Raw genomic sequence first — 15896 nt, 5'->3', positions numbered from 1 at the left:
AAAGTATATAAGTTAAATTTTATTGGCTTATAGCGTTTACCGGTCTAATGAAGTACACTAAATCAAATAAAACTGTACATCTTCGCCAGGGTAAAAATGAAAGCATATTCGCTCGATTTACGCCAAAAAATACTTGATACATATAAGACAGGTGGAATATCACAACGTCAGTTAGCCAAAAGATTTTGTGTAACTTTAAGCTTTATTGAGAAATTACTTAAACAATATAGAGAAACAGGAAGTATCGCGCCTAAAGTCAGGATGCAACAAACTCCACCAAAGCTAAATGAAGAACAATTGAATGTTCTTTTTGAAATAGTAGAAGCCAAGAATGATGCCACTTTATCAGAAATTCGTGAGCAACTCAAAGAGAAGACAGGGATAACGATTGGTATTTCCACAGTAGACAGAATGTTACAGAAGATGGAAATCAGCTTAAAAAAAACATTGCACGCCGCAGAAAAGGAAACTGAGAGAGTTCAATTATTAAGAGTCCAGTTCTGGCTCTTAATTCAAGGAATACCTGCTGATCATCTGATTTTCCTTGATGAAGCTGGAGCTAATCTATCTTTGAGCCGACATTCTGCTCGTTCCCCTAAAGGTAAAAGAGCGCATGGTTCTCGACCTCAAAAACGCAGTAAAAATGTTTCGATAATTGGTGCAATTGGTCTGAGGGGTGTGATTAGTCAATATAGCATTTTAGGTGCAACTGATGGGCTGACATTTGAGGCTTATATTGCTCAAAAATTAGTTCCTAAACTTAAGGAAGGTGATTATGTAATCATGGACAATTGCTCAATTCATCAAGGTGGAGATATTGAAGCACTCATTGAGGCTGCCGGAGCTAAGTTGATTTATTTACCACCATATTCTCCTGATTTTTCCCCTATTGAAAATTGTTGGTCGAAGCTGAAGAACATACTACGTTCTCTTGGTGCTAGAAGTTATCCAGATTTAGCAAAAGCAATTGAAATGGCTTTTAACCAAATCTCTTTAAATGATATTTATAATTGGTTTACCCACTGTTGCTACTGTACTTCACCAGACTGAGAAACGCTATATATATACTTAAATAAGGGTGATTTTACTGAAAAATTCTCTGAACCCTTCTTTTTGAATCATACTTACAACACAAATCAAAATCAGATCATTCGTAAATTTTGATACTTTTCTATAGCAGTCCTAAATGATTAATGAGAAAACACCATATTCATGTAACTTAGGAAAGTTAAATATTTGACAATGTACAGATAGCTCAAATAAACTCTTGACTACAGAGAAAGAATCACACAGAAAATAAAACTCTCGAATTAATCTTTTCGCTTGTAATCAAATATCTTCTACAGGATTTTGTTGTGGAGCATGGGGCGCAAATCTTTTTCTGCGAAACGCTACGCGAACACAAGTAACTAACCAATCGGGAGCATCCAGTTTTGGCAGATTTACCATTTATGGGAAAATGTAAAGGGAAATAACCCTGTGGGCGCGCTGACAATGAATCAAGAGAAAAAAGAACGGATCAAAGCCTGCTTACAAGAATTGTCAACACTGCTGTATGAAGAAGCAGACAAAAGTAAGCTGACAGACCTCGAAGGCATAGAAAAAACCGTTCGCAGTCAAGTATTAGAGCTAGTCAGCCCAGAAATAGCCCTTTTTTTATCGAACAAAAAACAGGAACAAAAGTAGGTAAAAGCCGGAAAATAAAAAGCCTAGTAGGGGAATTGACTCTTAAAGCCAAACAGCTACAAAGACTAGGTATAAAAGCAAGAAGTAGGTTAAGCCCATTACTTCAAAAGTGCTGTTTGAGGCTATCAGCAAATGAATCATATCAAAAAGCAGAAATTGAGATTGAGGCATTAACAGGAGTGAAAGTTGGTCACTCAACCCAACAAAAACTAGTTCTGTCACAAGAAATTCAACTACCGCAGGCTAAACAATCAGTTTCAGAAGTCAGCGTAGATGGAGGAAAAGTTCGACTTAGAGGTAAACTCAAAGCAGGCTGTCACTGGCGAGACTATAAAACGGTTCGTTTGCAAGGGATTTACTATGGTGCGTTTTTTGATGACAACCAATCATTAATTGATTATGTCAATAGCCAGCGTTTAGTTAACCCGTTAGTCTGCTTAGGAGATGGTCATGATGGTGTATGGAATCTCGTCAAAGAGTTTGGTAAACCAGGAAATTTTGAGCGTTGGGAAATTTTAGATTGGTATCATCTCAAGGAAAATCTTTATAAAGTAGGTGGTTCAAATAAGCGACTCAAAGCAGCTGAAACTCTTTTATGGCAGGGTCAAGTTGAAGAAGCTAAAGCTTTATTCCATAATTGCCGAGGCAAACAAGCTAAGAACTTCATCGCTTATCTCGAAAAACATTGCTCCCGTATTGTCAACTATAGCTATTATCAAGCTGAACAACTTTGTTCTATTGGTTCTGGTGCAGTTGAGTCTGCTATTAAACAGATTGGAGCTAGGATGAAAATTTCTGGCGCACAGTGGAATGTTGAGAGTGTCAACCAAATTCTTTCTGTTCGTTGTGCTTATCTGAATGGTTTACTTGCTATTTGAGTGTTTCTGCCAAAACTGGATGCTCCCAACCAATCCTCTGGTTGGAGTTGACTATTTAAAGATTCTAAATAATCTTTGATGGGTTGGGAACGGTGGTAACTTGCTCCATCCCAAATAATTAATAATTGTGCTTGAGGACGTTGTACACGAAGATATTCTCAAAACTTAATTGTGTTTTCTGAGTAGCCTTTTTCGGCTGGATAAATAAGAAATTCCTTAGTTTTGTAGTCTAAAGCCCCGTAATATGTTTGTTTCTCACGGGCATTAATTACTGGAATTGTGACGCGTTCAATAGTTTTTCCCCACACATATCCACATTAACTAGTAAATACTGAATTAGTATATTTTAAATTAATGATTACCGTGATTCTCATGAATGACTGGAAGTTGCGGTTATACAAACTCTTTCCGCCTACCTAGACTAAAAGTAAAATCCTGCCTTTCAAGCCGGCGGAGGATTGATAAGCTAGCAATAGAAAGAGCAATAACAGAGGGAAAAATAATGCAAACTATTAGAGTGAGATCGCGCATTGGTAAAAATGGCTTATTACAGATTCAGTTACCTCAAACATCGGAAGGAACTGAATTAGACATTATTCTAGTTTATGAGCCAGTATCACCTACAAAAGACACGGGAAAAATAAGCGATCGCTTCTACGGTATTATCCAAGATGACACCTTTTTTAGACATCCACAACCAGAACAGCCAGAGAGAGAAGCATTTTAATGATTTACCTATTAGATATCAATACCTGTATTGTTTATCTCAAAGGTAAAAATATCTATTTAAAACAAAAATTAGATGAAATACCACCTTCAGATATTGCTGTGTTTTCAGTCGTGAAGGGTGAATTATTTTATGGTGCAAACCGTAGTGCTAACCCAGAGCGTAATCTGAACATAAAACAGAAATTTCTGAATCAGTTTGTCTCCTTACCTTTTGATGACTAATCTGCTTTAATCTTTGGCAATATCCGCGCTCAACTCGCCACATTATGTACACCTATTGGAGCTTATGATCTCCAAATTGCAGCGATCGCCTTAGCTAATAATCTTATCCTGATTACGCACAACACTAGAGAATTTCAACGCATTCAAGGACTAAAACTCGAAGACTGGGAAATAGAATACAACAATCAAAGCTAAGGTTTTTATAGTCACCTTTGCCCTAATTACACCTATCCGCTAAACTCAAAAATGCTGCGTTCTTGCTGATCATGTCCGATACCCAAACTGTTAGTAGTGCTGTTGCCAAACTCTACGATACTTACCCTTTCCCGCCCGAACCCATCCTAGATGAACCACCCCCTGGTTACAATTGGCGTTGGAATTGGTTAGCTGCTTACAGTTTTTGTACGGAACGCAAACCAGCAAAGCAGGATATTCGGATTTTGGATGCTGGCTGTGGTTCAGGAGTGGGGACAGAATATTTGGTACATCTCAACCCCCAGGCGCAGGTAGTAGGAATTGATTTAAGTTCCGGTACATTAGAGGTAGCAAAAGCACGTTGTCAAAGTTCTGGTGCTGACCGTGTAGAATTTCATCACCTGAGTTTGTATGATGTCGCACAATTACCGGGTGAGTTTGATTTAATTAACTGTGTGGGTGTGTTGCATCACCTACCCGACCCCATCCGTGGTATACAAGCTTTAGCCAAAAAATTAGCCCCTGGTGGCTTAATGCACATTTTTGTCTACGGGGAGTTGGGACGCTGGGAAATACAGTTGATGCAAAAAGCGATCGCTCTCCTGCAAAATGAAAAAAGAGGCGATTACCGCGACGGTGTACAAGTCGGAAGACAAATATTTGCTTCTCTTCCAGAAAACAACCGCATTCTCAAGCGGGAAAAAGAACGCTGGGCAATGGAAAACCAAAGGGATGAATGCTTTGCTGATATGTATGTTCATCCCCAAGAGATTGACTACAACATCGAAACTCTGTTTGAATTAATTGATGCTTCAGAATTAGAGTTTATTGGTTTCTCCAATCCGAATTTTTGGAATTTAGATAGACTTTTGGGCAAAGCACCAGAGTTAATCGAACGGGCGCAACAGTTGAGCGATCGCCAACGTTACCGTTTAATAGAATTACTCGACCCCGAAGTCACACATTACGAATTTTTCCTCGGTCGTCCACCCATCACCAAAACCGACTGGTCAGATGATCATACTCTCTTGTCAGCAATTCCCGAACTAAATCCTTGTATTGATGGATTTCCTAGCCAGTGTATATTTAATTACGACTACCAGATTGTCAACTTGTCACCTGCTGAATTTGAGTTTTTGCAAAAGTGTGATGGTAATTCCTCAGTAGCTGAGATTTTGGCAACTGTAGAACTAGGATTAGAGGGAGTGAGAACACTGTTGCAGCAGCAGCTAGTGATGTTAACACCAGCTTAATTACGTTGCTCCAAAATCCAGGCTGAGAACCCTTGAAAAAGGCACCTATGCTGGAGACAGAGGCCTTTTATAGTTCTGGTATTCGGCATAACAAATACATCCCTTCTGCCTCCTGCCCTCTGCCCCCTGCCTTTCTTGATAATCTAAAAAAAGTGTGTAGGAACATAGGTAAACAACACCCCTACACCCTAGGATTGTGATGGGCGATCGCCTACAACCGCTTTCAGAAAATCTCATGTAAAGTAGAAGTGTGACCAGCAGTTGCTCAACATCTGATGATGATCACTCCATAAGTCAGAGTTTTTTAAAATCCAGCAGTGATGTGATTGCGCCTCAAACACTAGCTGAGTTGATGAAAACAGACTTAATCACAACAGAACTAACTGGACACTCAAAAAACCAGATTGGAGGATAGCAGTTTATTCAAATCAAGTAAAATTCGGAATTTTCGGTCAGTAAAATTGGCTTGATGAGTGCATACTAGACTTGGTTTTTAAACCTGCTCTCTAATTGCTGAGAGTCGCTCTTTTCTGTCGGTGTCAGTGTAACAAGAAGTTAATTGTTTTTTTCTAAAGTATTGTTACCGGATCGTGATATGATTCAGCTGACTGAATGTGCAGTCACCATAATTAGCTGTACTGGTTTCAAGTCCCGTGAGCTTGTCAGACGAATCAATAGCACCCACTCAGACAACGCGACAAGATACTCAGCCTGGTTTTGAGGACACAGAACCAGTAGACTCTTCTATGCAGGAGTTCTATCAACTCTATCAGGAGTTGTTGCTAATCACACTTGTCTTAACAGGGATTATTTTTATCTCTGTCTGGATTTTTTACTCCCTAAACATTGCCCTGAATTATTTATTGGGGGCGTGTACAGGTGTGGTTTACTTGAGAATGTTGGCGAAAGACGTTGAGCGTTTAGGTAGAGAAAAACAGCAACTGAGTAAAACTCGGTTAGCCCTGTTAGTAGCTCTGATTTTGCTAGCATCGCGGTGGAATCAACTACAAATCATGCCCATATTTTTGGGATTTCTCACCTATAAAGCTACGCTCATCATCTATGTAGTTAGGGTGTCTTTTATCTCTGACTCGCCAAAGCTCCGGCAACCTTAAAAGGCTCCTCTTCTCCAGTTAAGCTTGGAGAAGTATTTGAAATGGAAAGAAAATGCTGAATTTTCTGAACTTCTATTCTGTTCCACTTGCCGAATTGGAAGTGGGAAAACATCTGTACTGGCAAATAGGTAACTTAAAATTGCATGGTCAGGTGTTTCTCACATCCTGGTTTGTTATTGGCTTGTTAGTGCTAGTTTCTGTAGCAGCAAGCAGTAATATTAAGCGAATTCCCAGTGGCATACAGAACCTCATGGAGTATGCCCTCGAATTCATTCGGGATTTGGCTAAAAACCAGATTGGCGAAAAAGAATATCGCCCTTGGGTGCCGTTCGTTGGCACTTTGTTTTTGTTCATTTTTGTGTCAAATTGGTCTGGGGCGCTAGTTCCTTTCAAGCTGATTCATTTGCCAGAAGGGGAATTAGCAGCACCTACAAGTGACATCAATACCACGGTTGCTTTAGCTTTGTTGACATCTTTGGCATATTTTTATGCAGGGTTCAGCAAAAAAGGTTTGGGGTATTTTGGCAACTACGTACAACCTGTATCGTTCATGTTGCCATTTAAGATTATTGAAGACTTCACTAAGCCCCTATCCCTAAGCTTCCGTTTATTCGGTAACATCTTAGCTGATGAACTTGTAGTTGGTGTATTGGTATTATTAGTTCCCTTATTTGTACCTTTGCCAGTCATGGCTTTGGGACTATTTACCAGCGCCATCCAGGCACTAATTTTTGCCACTTTGGCCGCGGCTTACATCGGTGAAGCGATGGAAGACCATCATGGCGAAGAGCATGAGGGACATCACTAAGATTACCTCAGATGAAAGAGAGTCATTGGTCATGAGTCATGAGTTATTAGTTCAAAAATAACGAAAAGCGCAAGACAAATGACCCTTGATGCAACACAACTTCAAAACCCATTCGATTCAGTAAAGTAAGGAAAGAATATCATGGATCCATTGATTTCTGCTGCTTCCGTTTTAGCTGCTGCTTTAGCTGTTGGTTTGGCTGCTATCGGCCCTGGTATTGGTCAAGGTAATGCAGCAGGACAAGCTGTAGAAGGTATTGCTCGCCAGCCAGAAGCAGAAGGCAAAATTCGCGGTACATTGCTACTGAGCTTGGCGTTCATGGAAGCGTTAACCATCTACGGTCTAGTAGTTGCTCTTGTACTACTATTTGCTAACCCCTTCGCATAATCAGTACCGGGTACTGAGTGCTGAGTCACCGAAGTTCAGAACGGCGGAAACCGCCGCTTTGACTTCTCGCTGAGTTACAAGAGTTAAGAGTTAAGAGTTAAGCTCACAACTCACAACTCGTAACTCATAACTAAATAACTCAGGACTCAGGACTAAGCATAGTAGATAGGAAAAAGCAACCATGACACATTGGATCACCTTATTGGCTGTGGAAGAGGTTGCTAAAGAAGGGGGGCTGTTTGATTTAGACGCTACCCTACCTTTAATGGCAATCCAGTTTTTAGTGTTAGCCTTGTTGTTGAACTCCACTCTTTACAAACCACTAGGCAACGCTATCGATGGACGGAATGAATATATCCGTACAAATCAATTAGAAGCTCAAGAGCGTTTGTCAAAAGCTGAAAATTTGGCACAGCAGTATGAGCAAGAGTTAGCAGGAGCTAGACGGCAAGCCCAAACAATTATTGCTGACGCTCAAGCCGAGGCACAAAAAATTGCTGCCCAAAAAATTGCCGCAGCACAACAAGAAGCTCAAGCGCAACGAGAAAAAGCTGCTGGTGAAATTGAGCAGCAAAAGCAGCAAGCCCTGGCTTCTTTAGAGCAACAAGTGGATGCCCTAAGTCGCCAAATTCTAGAAAAGCTGTTAGGAGCTGATCTAGTAAGCCACCGCTAACTCAACAAATTAGTGATAAGTCATTAGTCATTGATTGATACAAGACAAATGACAAACCTTTGGCAGCGCAGTTGTGGATGAAGAATCATGGGGACTTTTTTACTGTTGATGGCGGAAGCCAGCGCCGTTGGAGGTGAATTGGCAGAGGGTGCGGCGGAAGGTGGTTTTAGTCTAAATACTAATATTCTAGAAACCAACCTGATTAACCTGGCCATTATTATTACTGTGCTGTTGGTGTTTGGGCGGAAGGTGCTAGGTAATACCCTAAAAACTCGTCGCGAGAACATCGAGACAGCAATTAAGAATGCAGAACAACGTGCCGCTAATGCAGCCAAACAACTGCAAGAGGCACAACAAAAGCTAGAGCAAGCGCAAGCAGAAGCTGAAAGAATCAAAACAGCAGCTCAAGAGAGCGCCCAAACTGCAAGTCAAGCAATCATTGCACAAGCTGCTGTAGACATTGAACGCTTGCAAGCAGCTGGCGCAGCAGACTTGAATGCAGAACTAGATAAAGCGATCGCGCAGTTGCGGCAGCGAGTAGTAGCTTTGGCATTGCAAAAGGTCGAAACAGAACTCAAAGGCGGCATTGCTGATGATGCTCAAAAGGCTTTAATTGACCGCAGCATTGCACAACTGGGAGGCTAGGTATGACAAGTAAAGTAGCAAACACCGAAGTAGCCCAGCCGTATGCACAGGCACTGTTGTCCATCGCCCAATCGCAAAATTTGACGGAAGAGTTCGGCACAGATGCGCGTACTTTGCTGAGTCTACTTTCCGGAAACCAGCAGCTAAAAACTTTTATCGACAACCCTTTTATTTCTGCCGAGAACAAAAAGGCTGCGATTAAACAAATTTTGGGCGCAGATGCCAACCCTTACTTACGCAATTTCTTATTACTACTGGTAGATAAACGCCGGATTTTCTTCTTGGCAGAAATTCTCCAGCAGTATCTAGCACTATTGCGGCAACTTAATCAAACTGTGTTAGCGGAAGTGACTTCTGCTGTACCGCTCACAGAAGAACAACAGCAAGCTGTGACCCAAAAGGTACTCGCCATCACTAAGGCTCGTCAGGTAGAACTAGAAACCAAAGTAGACAGTGACCTGATCGGTGGTGTGATTATCAAAGTAGGCTCTCAGGTAATAGACTCCAGTATCCGGGGTCAACTTCGTCGCCTGTCCTTGCGTTTAAGCAGTAGCTAGAAAGTTAGGAGGAAATGTTAGGAGGCAAGTAAATGAAGACTTCACTCTTAACTCCTCAAGCTGAATGCGGACGCGATAATTATCGCGTCTATTCCATATCTTCCGTCTCGCAAGAAAAAAAGATACACACATGAGCATTTCAATTAGACCTGACGAAATCAGCAGTATTATTCAGCAGCAAATCGAGCAATACGACCAAGAAGTAAAAGTCGCTAACGTTGGTACTGTATTGCAAGTAGGCGACGGTATCGCCCGGATTTATGGTCTAGAGAAGGCCATGGCTGGAGAACTTTTAGAATTTGAAGACGGCACAGTTGGTATCGCCCAAAACTTGGAAGAAGACAACGTAGGCGCGGTATTAATGGGTGAAGGCCGCGACATCCAAGAAGGTAGCACCGTTACCGCCACCGGCAGAATTGCTCAGGTGGGTGTAGGTGAAGCCCTGATTGGTCGTGTTGTAGACGCTTTGGGTCGTGCTATCGACGGTAAAGGCGACATCAAAACCAGCGAAACCCGTTTGATTGAATCCCCAGCCCCCGGTATTATTGCCCGTCGGTCTGTACATGAACCGATGCAAACTGGTATCACCGCGATTGACTCCATGATTCCCATCGGTCGGGGTCAACGGGAATTGATCATTGGCGACCGTCAAACAGGTAAAACTGCGATCGCGATCGACACCATCATTAACCAAAAGGGTGAAGATGTAGTTTGTGTTTACGTTGCCGTTGGTCAAAAAGCTTCTACCGTTGCCAACGTAGTCCAAACCCTGCAAGAAAAAGGTGCAATGGACTACACCGTAGTTGTAGCAGCTAGCGCCAGTGAACCTGCTACTCTGCAATTCTTGGCTCCCTACACAGGTGCTACCATTGCTGAGTATTTCATGTACAAAGGCAAAGCTACCCTAGTAATCTACGACGACTTGTCCAAGCAAGCCCAAGCTTATCGCCAAATGTCCTTGCTGCTGCGTCGTCCACCCGGACGGGAAGCTTACCCCGGAGACGTATTCTACATTCACTCCCGCTTGTTGGAACGTGCTGCTAAACTCAGCGACGAATTGGGTAAAGGTAGCATGACCGCCCTACCCATCATCGAAACCCAAGCTGGTGACGTTTCCGCATACATTCCTACCAACGTAATTTCCATCACCGACGGTCAGATTTTCTTATCTTCTGACTTGTTCAACGCTGGTGTACGCCCGGCTGTAAACCCCGGTATCTCTGTATCCCGTGTAGGTTCTGCGGCTCAAACTAAAGCCATGAAGAAAGTTGCCGGTAAGATTAAACTGGAACTGGCACAGTTTGATGACCTGCAAGCCTTCGCGCAATTTGCTTCCGACCTAGATAAAGCTACCCAAGACCAATTGGCACGGGGTCAACGTTTGCGGGAACTACTGAAACAGCCCCAAAACCAACCTCTGTCCGTAGCTGAACAAGTAGCAATTCTCTATGCTGGTATTAACGGTTACTTAGATGATATCCCTGTAGATAAAGTAACCACCTTCACCAAAGGTTTCAGAGATTACTTGAAATCCGGCGCTAACCCCTACTTCCAAGACGTACAGTCTAAGAAGGTACTGGGTGATGATGAAGAAAAAGCATTGAAGGCAGCTTTAGACGAATACAAAAAAACCTTCAAAGCTACAGCTTAGTATAGTGCTGAGTATTGAGTGCTGAGTGCTGAGTGAAAGTAGGAGTTAAGAGTTAAGCAAATTTATTTGTGAACTCTGATCGAAAAAATTCCTCCCCAGCTTGGCATTCAGCACATTCTGTAACTCAGGACGGGCTAAAAGCCCCGCTACCGCTAACAGAACTCAGGACTCGGAACTTAAGAATATGCCTAACCTTAAATCAATACGCGATCGCATTCAGTCGGTCAAAAATACCAAAAAAATCACAGAAGCTATGCGGCTGGTGGCTGCGGCTAGAGTACGTCGCGCCCAAGAACAAGTAATTGCCACTCGTCCCTTTGCTGACCGCTTGGCACAAGTTTTGTATGGTTTGCAAACCCGGTTGCGGTTTGAAGATGTAGACCTACCCCTACTGAAAAAACGGGAAGTTAAATCAGTCGGGTTGCTGGTCATTTCCGGTGACAGAGGTCTGTGTGGCGGTTACAACAACAACGTCATCCGTCGCGCTGAAAACCGCGCGAAGGAACTCAAAGCCGAAGGTTTAGATTACACCTTTGTCATTGTTGGACGCAAAGCTACCCAATATTTCCAACGCCGCGACCAACCTGTTGATGCTACCTACAGTGGCTTAGAACAAATTCCCACTGCCGAAGAAGCAACAAAGATTGCTGACGAATTGCTGTCTTTGTTCCTCTCCGAAAAAGTAGACCGCATCGAGTTAGTCTACACTCGGTTTGTTTCTTTAGTTAGTTCTCGTCCAGTTATCCAAACTCTGCTACCTCTTGACCCCCAAGGTTTTGAAGCAGCCGATGACGAAATCTTCCGTCTAACAACCCGTGGCGGTCAATTTGAAGTTGAACGGCAGACAGTCACTAGCCAAGTTCGGCCTTTGCCCCGTGACATGATTTTTGAGCAAGACCCAGTACAAATTCTGGATTCCTTGCTGCCATTGTATTTGAGTAACCAACTCTTACGGGCATTGCAAGAATCTGCCGCTAGTGAACTAGCAGCACGGATGACAGCCATGAGCAACGCCAGCGACAACGCCGGTGAATTAATCAAGACCCTATCATTGTCTTACAACAAAGCCCGCCAAGCTGCTATTACCCAGGAACTCCTGGAAGTTGTTGGCGGTGCAGAAGCACTGGGTTAGGAATAAGTCAATTGCTAGCTGTAACAAAATAGCTAATTGCTGGTGAGTTTAAAACTAGCAATTAGCTATTTTTGGTCTTAGTGATGCTCAAAAATCAGGAAATAATATGCTCCCGACAAAATTGTACTGAAGAAAATTTCTTAGTCAAATTCCATCAAAACATTTTAAAGCGATTTTTGAATTTCTTACTTTTGAAAAACATATCGTGCCGTAAGTCAATTAAGGCATATTACTCCTTCTTTATTAGTGAAAATTTATAAAGAGTTATAGATTCATTTTTACCAGGATAGTCAGTTTTTTCTAGTAATGGATAATTTCTCTTTAATCTTGGTAAAACTTCGTTAGCTACGCTATATTTCATTTTTCCATAATTACTCATAACCTTTGCTTGCTGAATAAAAAATAATTGTCTATAACCATCGTGAATCTTATTTTGAATACGCTGTTCTATATCTGATATCAATGTTGGATTTCCCCAAACTTCTGCATAGCCTTGAGGACTAAATATTTCTGGATTATTCCATCGACCAACACCATAAAATTCAACTTTTTTATGTGCAAAATAGTAACCAAATGTAGGGCTTAAATAGTCAGGATTAATAAGGTAAAAAGTCTTTTCTTGATCATTCTTCTGCACATCAGCAGCTAGTGATCTTATTCCCGATTTTTCGCTATTTCCTAAATACATAGCGTATTTTATATTGGGTATAATAATTAAAATAATTGAAGTAACAAGTAAAATTAATACTATCTGCTTACTAAGACGATTAAATTTTTCATTCCAGTAATAATATATGTGCTTGAGAAGATTGATGACACTACTACTATAGACTACCCAAGCAAGGGGCGCAAAAGGAAACATATAGCGTCCACTATAGGAAAGTGCAGCTACTACAATAGTTGATATCAAGGCATTTAAATTCAAAATTAATGTATATGTTTTTAGCCGTAATTCCCATTGGTTAACAAATTGCTTACTACGAGAAAAAAACTGACTTGCTTGAATAATTAATGCTAACAAAATAATCAGTTCTGCGAGTCCTCGCCATCTAATTATAGGTAAAGTATACTGAAAATTTTCATATAATATTTTAGGTCGCATTAACCAAGGTTTTTTAGTATACCAAGGAAGACCAGTATGCAAATGTGTTAAAAAAACTTGCAACCAAGGTGTGAATAGCAAAAAGATTATTATATAAGCCATAACAAATCGCGTTAGACGAATATTTGCTACACCGCGCCATTTCAGATAAAGAGTAATGATGGCAAGACTAGCAAGCAAAATTAAACCTGTATACTGTACATAAAGTAATGTAGTTGCACAAATTACAAAACCTAATAAATACGATTTTGCTTTTTTACTATAGATGGCTTTGCAGTATAAAAATACTACTAAACAGCATAGCAAAGCTGCTAGAGTATAGGGTCGAGCCTCTTGAGAGTAATAGATAGCTTCTGGTGCAAAAGTAGTTACAGCAGCAGCAATGAGTCCAATTGTACGTGAACTTAATAGAGAACCTAGTGTATAAGTGGCAGGAATTAGCAATATGCCAAAAATGAATGCAGGCAGTTTAAAACTGACATCGTCTGCACCAAACCACTGTATCCATTGGTGCATAATTAGGTAAAAACCAGGGGGATTGAGTTCGCTATAAATAACAGTATTAATTACTTCGCGCAAATCTATTGGAAGTGCATTGAAATAAGTTGACCCTTCATCCCGCCAAGCACCTAAGCTGAGACTTGGTAGACGTAATACCAAACCAATCAGCATCAAACTGCCAAGTATAAGATGTGGCTGCTTAATATTATTGCTATTAATAGCCAATCGTAAAAGTTTTTTCAATTGCATGATACAACTCTCTTACAAAGTGAAGTAATAGCTTTTAAGAAATAAGGGCATTTCCTAATGTTTTATTTATAGTTTTGACTATTCAATTTTGTGCCAGAAGACAATGTAGGCTAGACCCTATGAAAATAAATCGTTGCGGCAGGGCAGAAATTCTCATCCCTGACCAAATTAATATCTTATTTACTCAGGGGTTTGTCAACCCGCGTGATCGCGCTTTGTTTGGCGTGTGTCTTTTGCTTGCTGAATTAACGGGGCTTGCACTTTAGCAGTGAAAAACGTGTTTAGGTGTCCACTGAGATACCTATAAAAAGAGATACATTGTAAATAAAGATTGCAAACAATCCCTTGTTTATTTACTAACTTGCCCAAAAATGATGTTGAGCGAATCAAATTTTTTTAATTTAACTAGCGATCGCTATTCCTGAAGCTTTAGCGGCCTTTAACCCAATAGTGGAATGAGTAGAGCGATCGGGCTTCTTTAATTACTCAGTGCTATTTTCAATAGAATTATTTTTAAACCAAATCCCTATAGATTCTTGTGTTTCTTTTTTATCGGCTAGTCTTTCAAAGGTAAAAACAACTTCTACTTCAGGAACATCAAAGGAGTAGCCATTTAATTCCAGAAAAGTAGCTGCTGCAACAAAACCCACTCGTTTATTACCATCTATGAACGCATGGTTATTTGTGAATCCAAAAGCATAAGCAGCAGCTAAATCAAAAATATTAGGAGTTGGCTCTCCGTAAGCCAAAAGATTTTTCGGTCTATCTAAACTGGCTAGAAGTAGATTGTAGTCCCTTATACCGGATCTTCCACCATGTACAGCTAACTGGTCATCATGAATAGCCAGTATGATTTTTTCATTCAACCAAAAAATATTACTTTGCCAACTCACGTAATGCGTTCCTGTATTTCGTGCTTACTTTTCGATAAGCTTCCATTGCTTTTTCAAATTCTGGATCATGAGCAGTTATATAAACACCACCAGGGGTCTCTGTAATAAACAAGCTATCTCCTTCCTTTACTCTAAGCTTTTGAAGAGTTTCTTTAGGAAGGGTAATACCCAAAGAGTTACCCACTTTACGAACTTTTTGTACTTGCATAGAATGATGAGCCTCCTTCTAGGAGTAATACTATTGTAATAACATAACTTCCTGAAAGATAGAAAGGTCAAAAATCAAGCTATTTTGGGCTATTGCCTATTGACAGTCTTCACTGGCAGCCCCTAACTCCTGTCGATGAAAAATCACACAAACCAAGAGAAAAAAAATTTTGGAATTTCCTGGGACAAAATACTTGACATTACCCCGGTACACACTGCTATATTATTAAAGTTGAAACTTTGGGGCGTAGCCAAGCGGTAAGGCAGCGGGTTTTGGTCCCGCCATCCCTAGGTTCGAATCCTAGCGCCCCAGTTGAAGTCAAAAATCTCAGCTTGTTGATCATACATTCAGTTACTCGATATTGATGTCGGATCTATAATCAACGACACCAATTTAGACTTTATTGTGTTCTTATAGTAAACTTCGTCTGTTAAGAAATAAACTGATGTTGCTATTAAGCAACACCCAAATGATTATTTTTCTTAGATGTAAACAGATATAAGCTACTTATCAGGTGATTTCAAAGCCTGATCTAGCACTTGTCGAGCTTGTTCTGCCTTAGTGCGTGCTTCTTGGTAACGCAGGTTAGCTTGAGCAAAATTTTTGAGAACTTTAAAACCTTCTTTGAGACGAGTAATTTCTTCTTCTGATACTGATTCATCTGAAAACAGTACATCAACAGCCTGACGAATTTCTAAAGCTTCGGCTCGTGATTCTTGTACCTTTAGTTTCAGTGTGGCTAGGTTGCTCAGAACTTGTACAGCTTGTGTAACAGCATCTTCACTACTGGTGGAATCCGTTGCGGTTTCCTTGACTTCAATTAATTGTTGAGGCCCAAATCCTTCTTCCAATTCCGTAGGTAGTTTGCCAGCATTCATCAGTTCCATCAACTGATCCATTGCTTTGTCACGGGCTTTAGCTGAATCCTTGCCAGAAACAGTGAGGATGATTTCTGGACTTTGAGCGAGAGTGTACTGAACCATACATATTTAGGACAGAAATTGTCCTAGTT

At 40.9% G+C, this 15896-nt stretch carries 17 protein-coding genes, 1 tRNA gene and 3 pseudogenes; 15 read left to right on the top strand and 6 right to left on the bottom strand.

Going from position 1 to position 15896, the window contains the following annotated elements:
• The first annotated feature begins 96 nt into the window (after window positions 1-96).
• The gene (locus NOS7524_RS25940; protein ID WP_015137436.1) at window positions 97-1050 is read left to right on the top strand and encodes an IS630 family transposase; all 954 of its coding nucleotides are present in this window, start codon (window positions 97-99) and stop codon (window positions 1048-1050) included.
• A 132-nt stretch (window positions 1051-1182) separates the two neighbouring features.
• On the opposite strand, the pseudogene NOS7524_RS28975 reads toward NOS7524_RS25940, so the two are convergent.
• Window positions 1183-1380, bottom strand: a pseudogene (locus NOS7524_RS28975) (IS630 family transposase); the annotation flags it as partial.
• 114 nt (window positions 1381-1494) lie between these two features.
• Between NOS7524_RS28975 and NOS7524_RS25930 the strand changes: the two are divergent.
• Window positions 1495-2564, top strand: a protein-coding gene (locus NOS7524_RS25930) for an ISKra4-like element ISNsp6 family transposase (protein WP_085999916.1) whose coding sequence is annotated in 2 segments (ribosomal slippage) — window positions 1495-1651 and window positions 1651-2564 — 1071 coding nt in all. Because the reading frame shifts where the segments join, the coding sequence is not laid out codon by codon here.
• A 26-nt stretch (window positions 2565-2590) separates the two neighbouring features.
• On the opposite strand, the pseudogene NOS7524_RS30840 reads toward NOS7524_RS25930, so the two are convergent.
• Window positions 2591-2881: pseudogene (locus NOS7524_RS30840) on the bottom strand (transposase); the annotation flags it as partial.
• A 185-nt stretch (window positions 2882-3066) separates the two neighbouring features.
• Between NOS7524_RS30840 and NOS7524_RS25920 the strand changes: the two are divergent.
• The 11 genes and pseudogenes from NOS7524_RS25920 to NOS7524_RS25870 all read left to right on the top strand — a co-directional run bounded on the left by NOS7524_RS25920 (window position 3067) and on the right by NOS7524_RS25870 (window position 11931).
• Entirely contained in the window at window positions 3067-3291 is a 225-nt protein-coding gene (locus NOS7524_RS25920) for a hypothetical protein (protein ID WP_015141446.1), read from the top strand.
• Window positions 3291-3710, top strand: a pseudogene (vapC, locus tag NOS7524_RS25915) (type II toxin-antitoxin system tRNA(fMet)-specific endonuclease VapC). Before NOS7524_RS25920 ends, vapC begins: the two are co-directional and overlap by 1 nt.
• A gap of 71 nt (window positions 3711-3781) precedes the next feature.
• Window positions 3782-4963 carry a class I SAM-dependent methyltransferase gene (locus NOS7524_RS25910; RefSeq protein ID WP_015141445.1) on the top strand — a complete coding sequence of 394 codons (1182 nt, stop codon included), beginning with the start codon at window positions 3782-3784 and terminating at the stop codon, window positions 4961-4963.
• A 653-nt stretch (window positions 4964-5616) separates the two neighbouring features.
• Window positions 5617-6078, top strand: a complete 462-nt coding sequence (locus tag NOS7524_RS25905) for an ATP synthase subunit I (protein WP_015141444.1) — start codon at window positions 5617-5619, stop codon at window positions 6076-6078.
• 52 nt (window positions 6079-6130) lie between these two features.
• Window positions 6131-6886, top strand: coding sequence for a F0F1 ATP synthase subunit A (atpB, locus tag NOS7524_RS25900; RefSeq protein ID WP_015141443.1), 756 nt, complete (start codon window positions 6131-6133; stop codon window positions 6884-6886).
• Window positions 6887-7027: 141 nt separating this feature from the next.
• On the top strand, window positions 7028-7273 hold the full coding sequence (gene atpE / locus NOS7524_RS25895) for an ATP synthase F0 subunit C (RefSeq protein WP_006278178.1): 246 nt from the start codon (window positions 7028-7030) through the stop codon (window positions 7271-7273).
• Between the two features lie 181 nt (window positions 7274-7454).
• Entirely contained in the window at window positions 7455-7946 is a 492-nt protein-coding gene (locus tag NOS7524_RS25890; protein WP_015141442.1) for a F0F1 ATP synthase subunit B', read from the top strand.
• 87 nt (window positions 7947-8033) lie between these two features.
• Window positions 8034-8591: a F0F1 ATP synthase subunit B gene (locus NOS7524_RS25885; RefSeq protein WP_015141441.1), complete on the top strand. Its 558-nt coding sequence runs from the start codon at window positions 8034-8036 to the stop codon at window positions 8589-8591.
• 2 nt (window positions 8592-8593) lie between these two features.
• Window positions 8594-9148: an ATP synthase F1 subunit delta gene (atpH, locus tag NOS7524_RS25880; protein WP_015141440.1), complete on the top strand. Its 555-nt coding sequence runs from the start codon at window positions 8594-8596 to the stop codon at window positions 9146-9148.
• Between the two features lie 130 nt (window positions 9149-9278).
• Window positions 9279-10799, top strand: coding sequence for a F0F1 ATP synthase subunit alpha (atpA, locus tag NOS7524_RS25875; RefSeq protein ID WP_015141439.1), 1521 nt, complete (start codon window positions 9279-9281; stop codon window positions 10797-10799).
• Window positions 10800-10983: 184 nt separating this feature from the next.
• Window positions 10984-11931, top strand: a complete 948-nt coding sequence (locus NOS7524_RS25870; protein ID WP_015141438.1) for a F0F1 ATP synthase subunit gamma — start codon at window positions 10984-10986, stop codon at window positions 11929-11931.
• A gap of 229 nt (window positions 11932-12160) precedes the next feature.
• On the opposite strand, the gene NOS7524_RS25865 is transcribed toward NOS7524_RS25870, so the two are convergent.
• Window positions 12161-13783 (bottom strand): glycosyltransferase family 39 protein, encoded by a 1623-nt coding sequence (locus tag NOS7524_RS25865; protein ID WP_015141437.1) that lies wholly within the window; start codon window positions 13781-13783, stop codon window positions 12161-12163.
• A 119-nt stretch (window positions 13784-13902) separates the two neighbouring features.
• Here NOS7524_RS25865 and NOS7524_RS28970 point away from each other — a divergent pair, with 119 nt between their 5' ends.
• Entirely contained in the window at window positions 13903-14049 is a 147-nt protein-coding gene (locus NOS7524_RS28970; protein WP_015141436.1) for a hypothetical protein, read from the top strand.
• Between the two features lie 216 nt (window positions 14050-14265).
• Here NOS7524_RS28970 and NOS7524_RS25860 read toward each other — a convergent pair whose 3' ends face one another.
• Entirely contained in the window at window positions 14266-14676 is a 411-nt protein-coding gene (locus NOS7524_RS25860) for a type II toxin-antitoxin system death-on-curing family toxin (RefSeq protein WP_015141435.1), read from the bottom strand.
• Window positions 14660-14884, bottom strand: a complete 225-nt coding sequence (locus NOS7524_RS25855) for an AbrB/MazE/SpoVT family DNA-binding domain-containing protein (RefSeq protein WP_015141434.1) — start codon at window positions 14882-14884, stop codon at window positions 14660-14662. The genes NOS7524_RS25860 and NOS7524_RS25855 overlap by 17 nt, the downstream gene beginning before the upstream one ends.
• Before the next feature lie 240 nt (window positions 14885-15124).
• On the opposite strand from NOS7524_RS25855, the gene NOS7524_RS25850 reads away from it, so the two are divergent.
• Window positions 15125-15196 (top strand) — tRNA-Gln (locus NOS7524_RS25850).
• A gap of 191 nt (window positions 15197-15387) precedes the next feature.
• On the opposite strand, the gene NOS7524_RS25845 is transcribed toward NOS7524_RS25850, so the two are convergent.
• Window positions 15388-15867: a hypothetical protein gene (locus NOS7524_RS25845; protein ID WP_015141433.1), complete on the bottom strand. Its 480-nt coding sequence runs from the start codon at window positions 15865-15867 to the stop codon at window positions 15388-15390.
• Between the last annotated feature and the right edge of the window lie 29 nt (window positions 15868-15896).

The organism is Nostoc sp. PCC 7524, from assembly GCF_000316645.1.
Taxonomy (GTDB): Bacteria; Cyanobacteriota; Cyanobacteriia; order Cyanobacteriales; family Nostocaceae; genus Trichormus.
Note: the sequence above shows the minus strand (reverse complement) of the source record. Positions and strands in the feature narration are given on the sequence as shown.

Coding starts and splice junctions, on each gene's coding strand:
- NOS7524_RS25890 (WP_015141442.1), top strand. CDS start 7,455: ATGACACATTGGATCACCTTATTGGCTGTGGAAGAGGTTGCTAAAGAA.
- NOS7524_RS25920 (WP_015141446.1), top strand. CDS start 3,067: ATGCAAACTATTAGAGTGAGATCGCGCATTGGTAAAAATGGCTTATTA.
- NOS7524_RS25855 (WP_015141434.1), bottom strand. CDS start 14,884: ATGCAAGTACAAAAAGTTCGTAAAGTGGGTAACTCTTTGGGTATTACC.
- NOS7524_RS25845 (WP_015141433.1), bottom strand. CDS start 15,867: ATGGTTCAGTACACTCTCGCTCAAAGTCCAGAAATCATCCTCACTGTT.
- atpA (WP_015141439.1), top strand. CDS start 9,279: ATGAGCATTTCAATTAGACCTGACGAAATCAGCAGTATTATTCAGCAG.
- atpE (WP_006278178.1), top strand. CDS start 7,028: ATGGATCCATTGATTTCTGCTGCTTCCGTTTTAGCTGCTGCTTTAGCT.
- NOS7524_RS25940 (WP_015137436.1), top strand. CDS start 97: ATGAAAGCATATTCGCTCGATTTACGCCAAAAAATACTTGATACATAT.
- NOS7524_RS28970 (WP_015141436.1), top strand. CDS start 13,903: ATGAAAATAAATCGTTGCGGCAGGGCAGAAATTCTCATCCCTGACCAA.
- NOS7524_RS25885 (WP_015141441.1), top strand. CDS start 8,034: ATGGGGACTTTTTTACTGTTGATGGCGGAAGCCAGCGCCGTTGGAGGT.
- NOS7524_RS25870 (WP_015141438.1), top strand. CDS start 10,984: ATGCCTAACCTTAAATCAATACGCGATCGCATTCAGTCGGTCAAAAAT.
- NOS7524_RS25910 (WP_015141445.1), top strand. CDS start 3,782: ATGTCCGATACCCAAACTGTTAGTAGTGCTGTTGCCAAACTCTACGAT.
- atpB (WP_015141443.1), top strand. CDS start 6,131: ATGCTGAATTTTCTGAACTTCTATTCTGTTCCACTTGCCGAATTGGAA.
- NOS7524_RS25865 (WP_015141437.1), bottom strand. CDS start 13,783: ATGCAATTGAAAAAACTTTTACGATTGGCTATTAATAGCAATAATATT.
- atpH (WP_015141440.1), top strand. CDS start 8,594: ATGACAAGTAAAGTAGCAAACACCGAAGTAGCCCAGCCGTATGCACAG.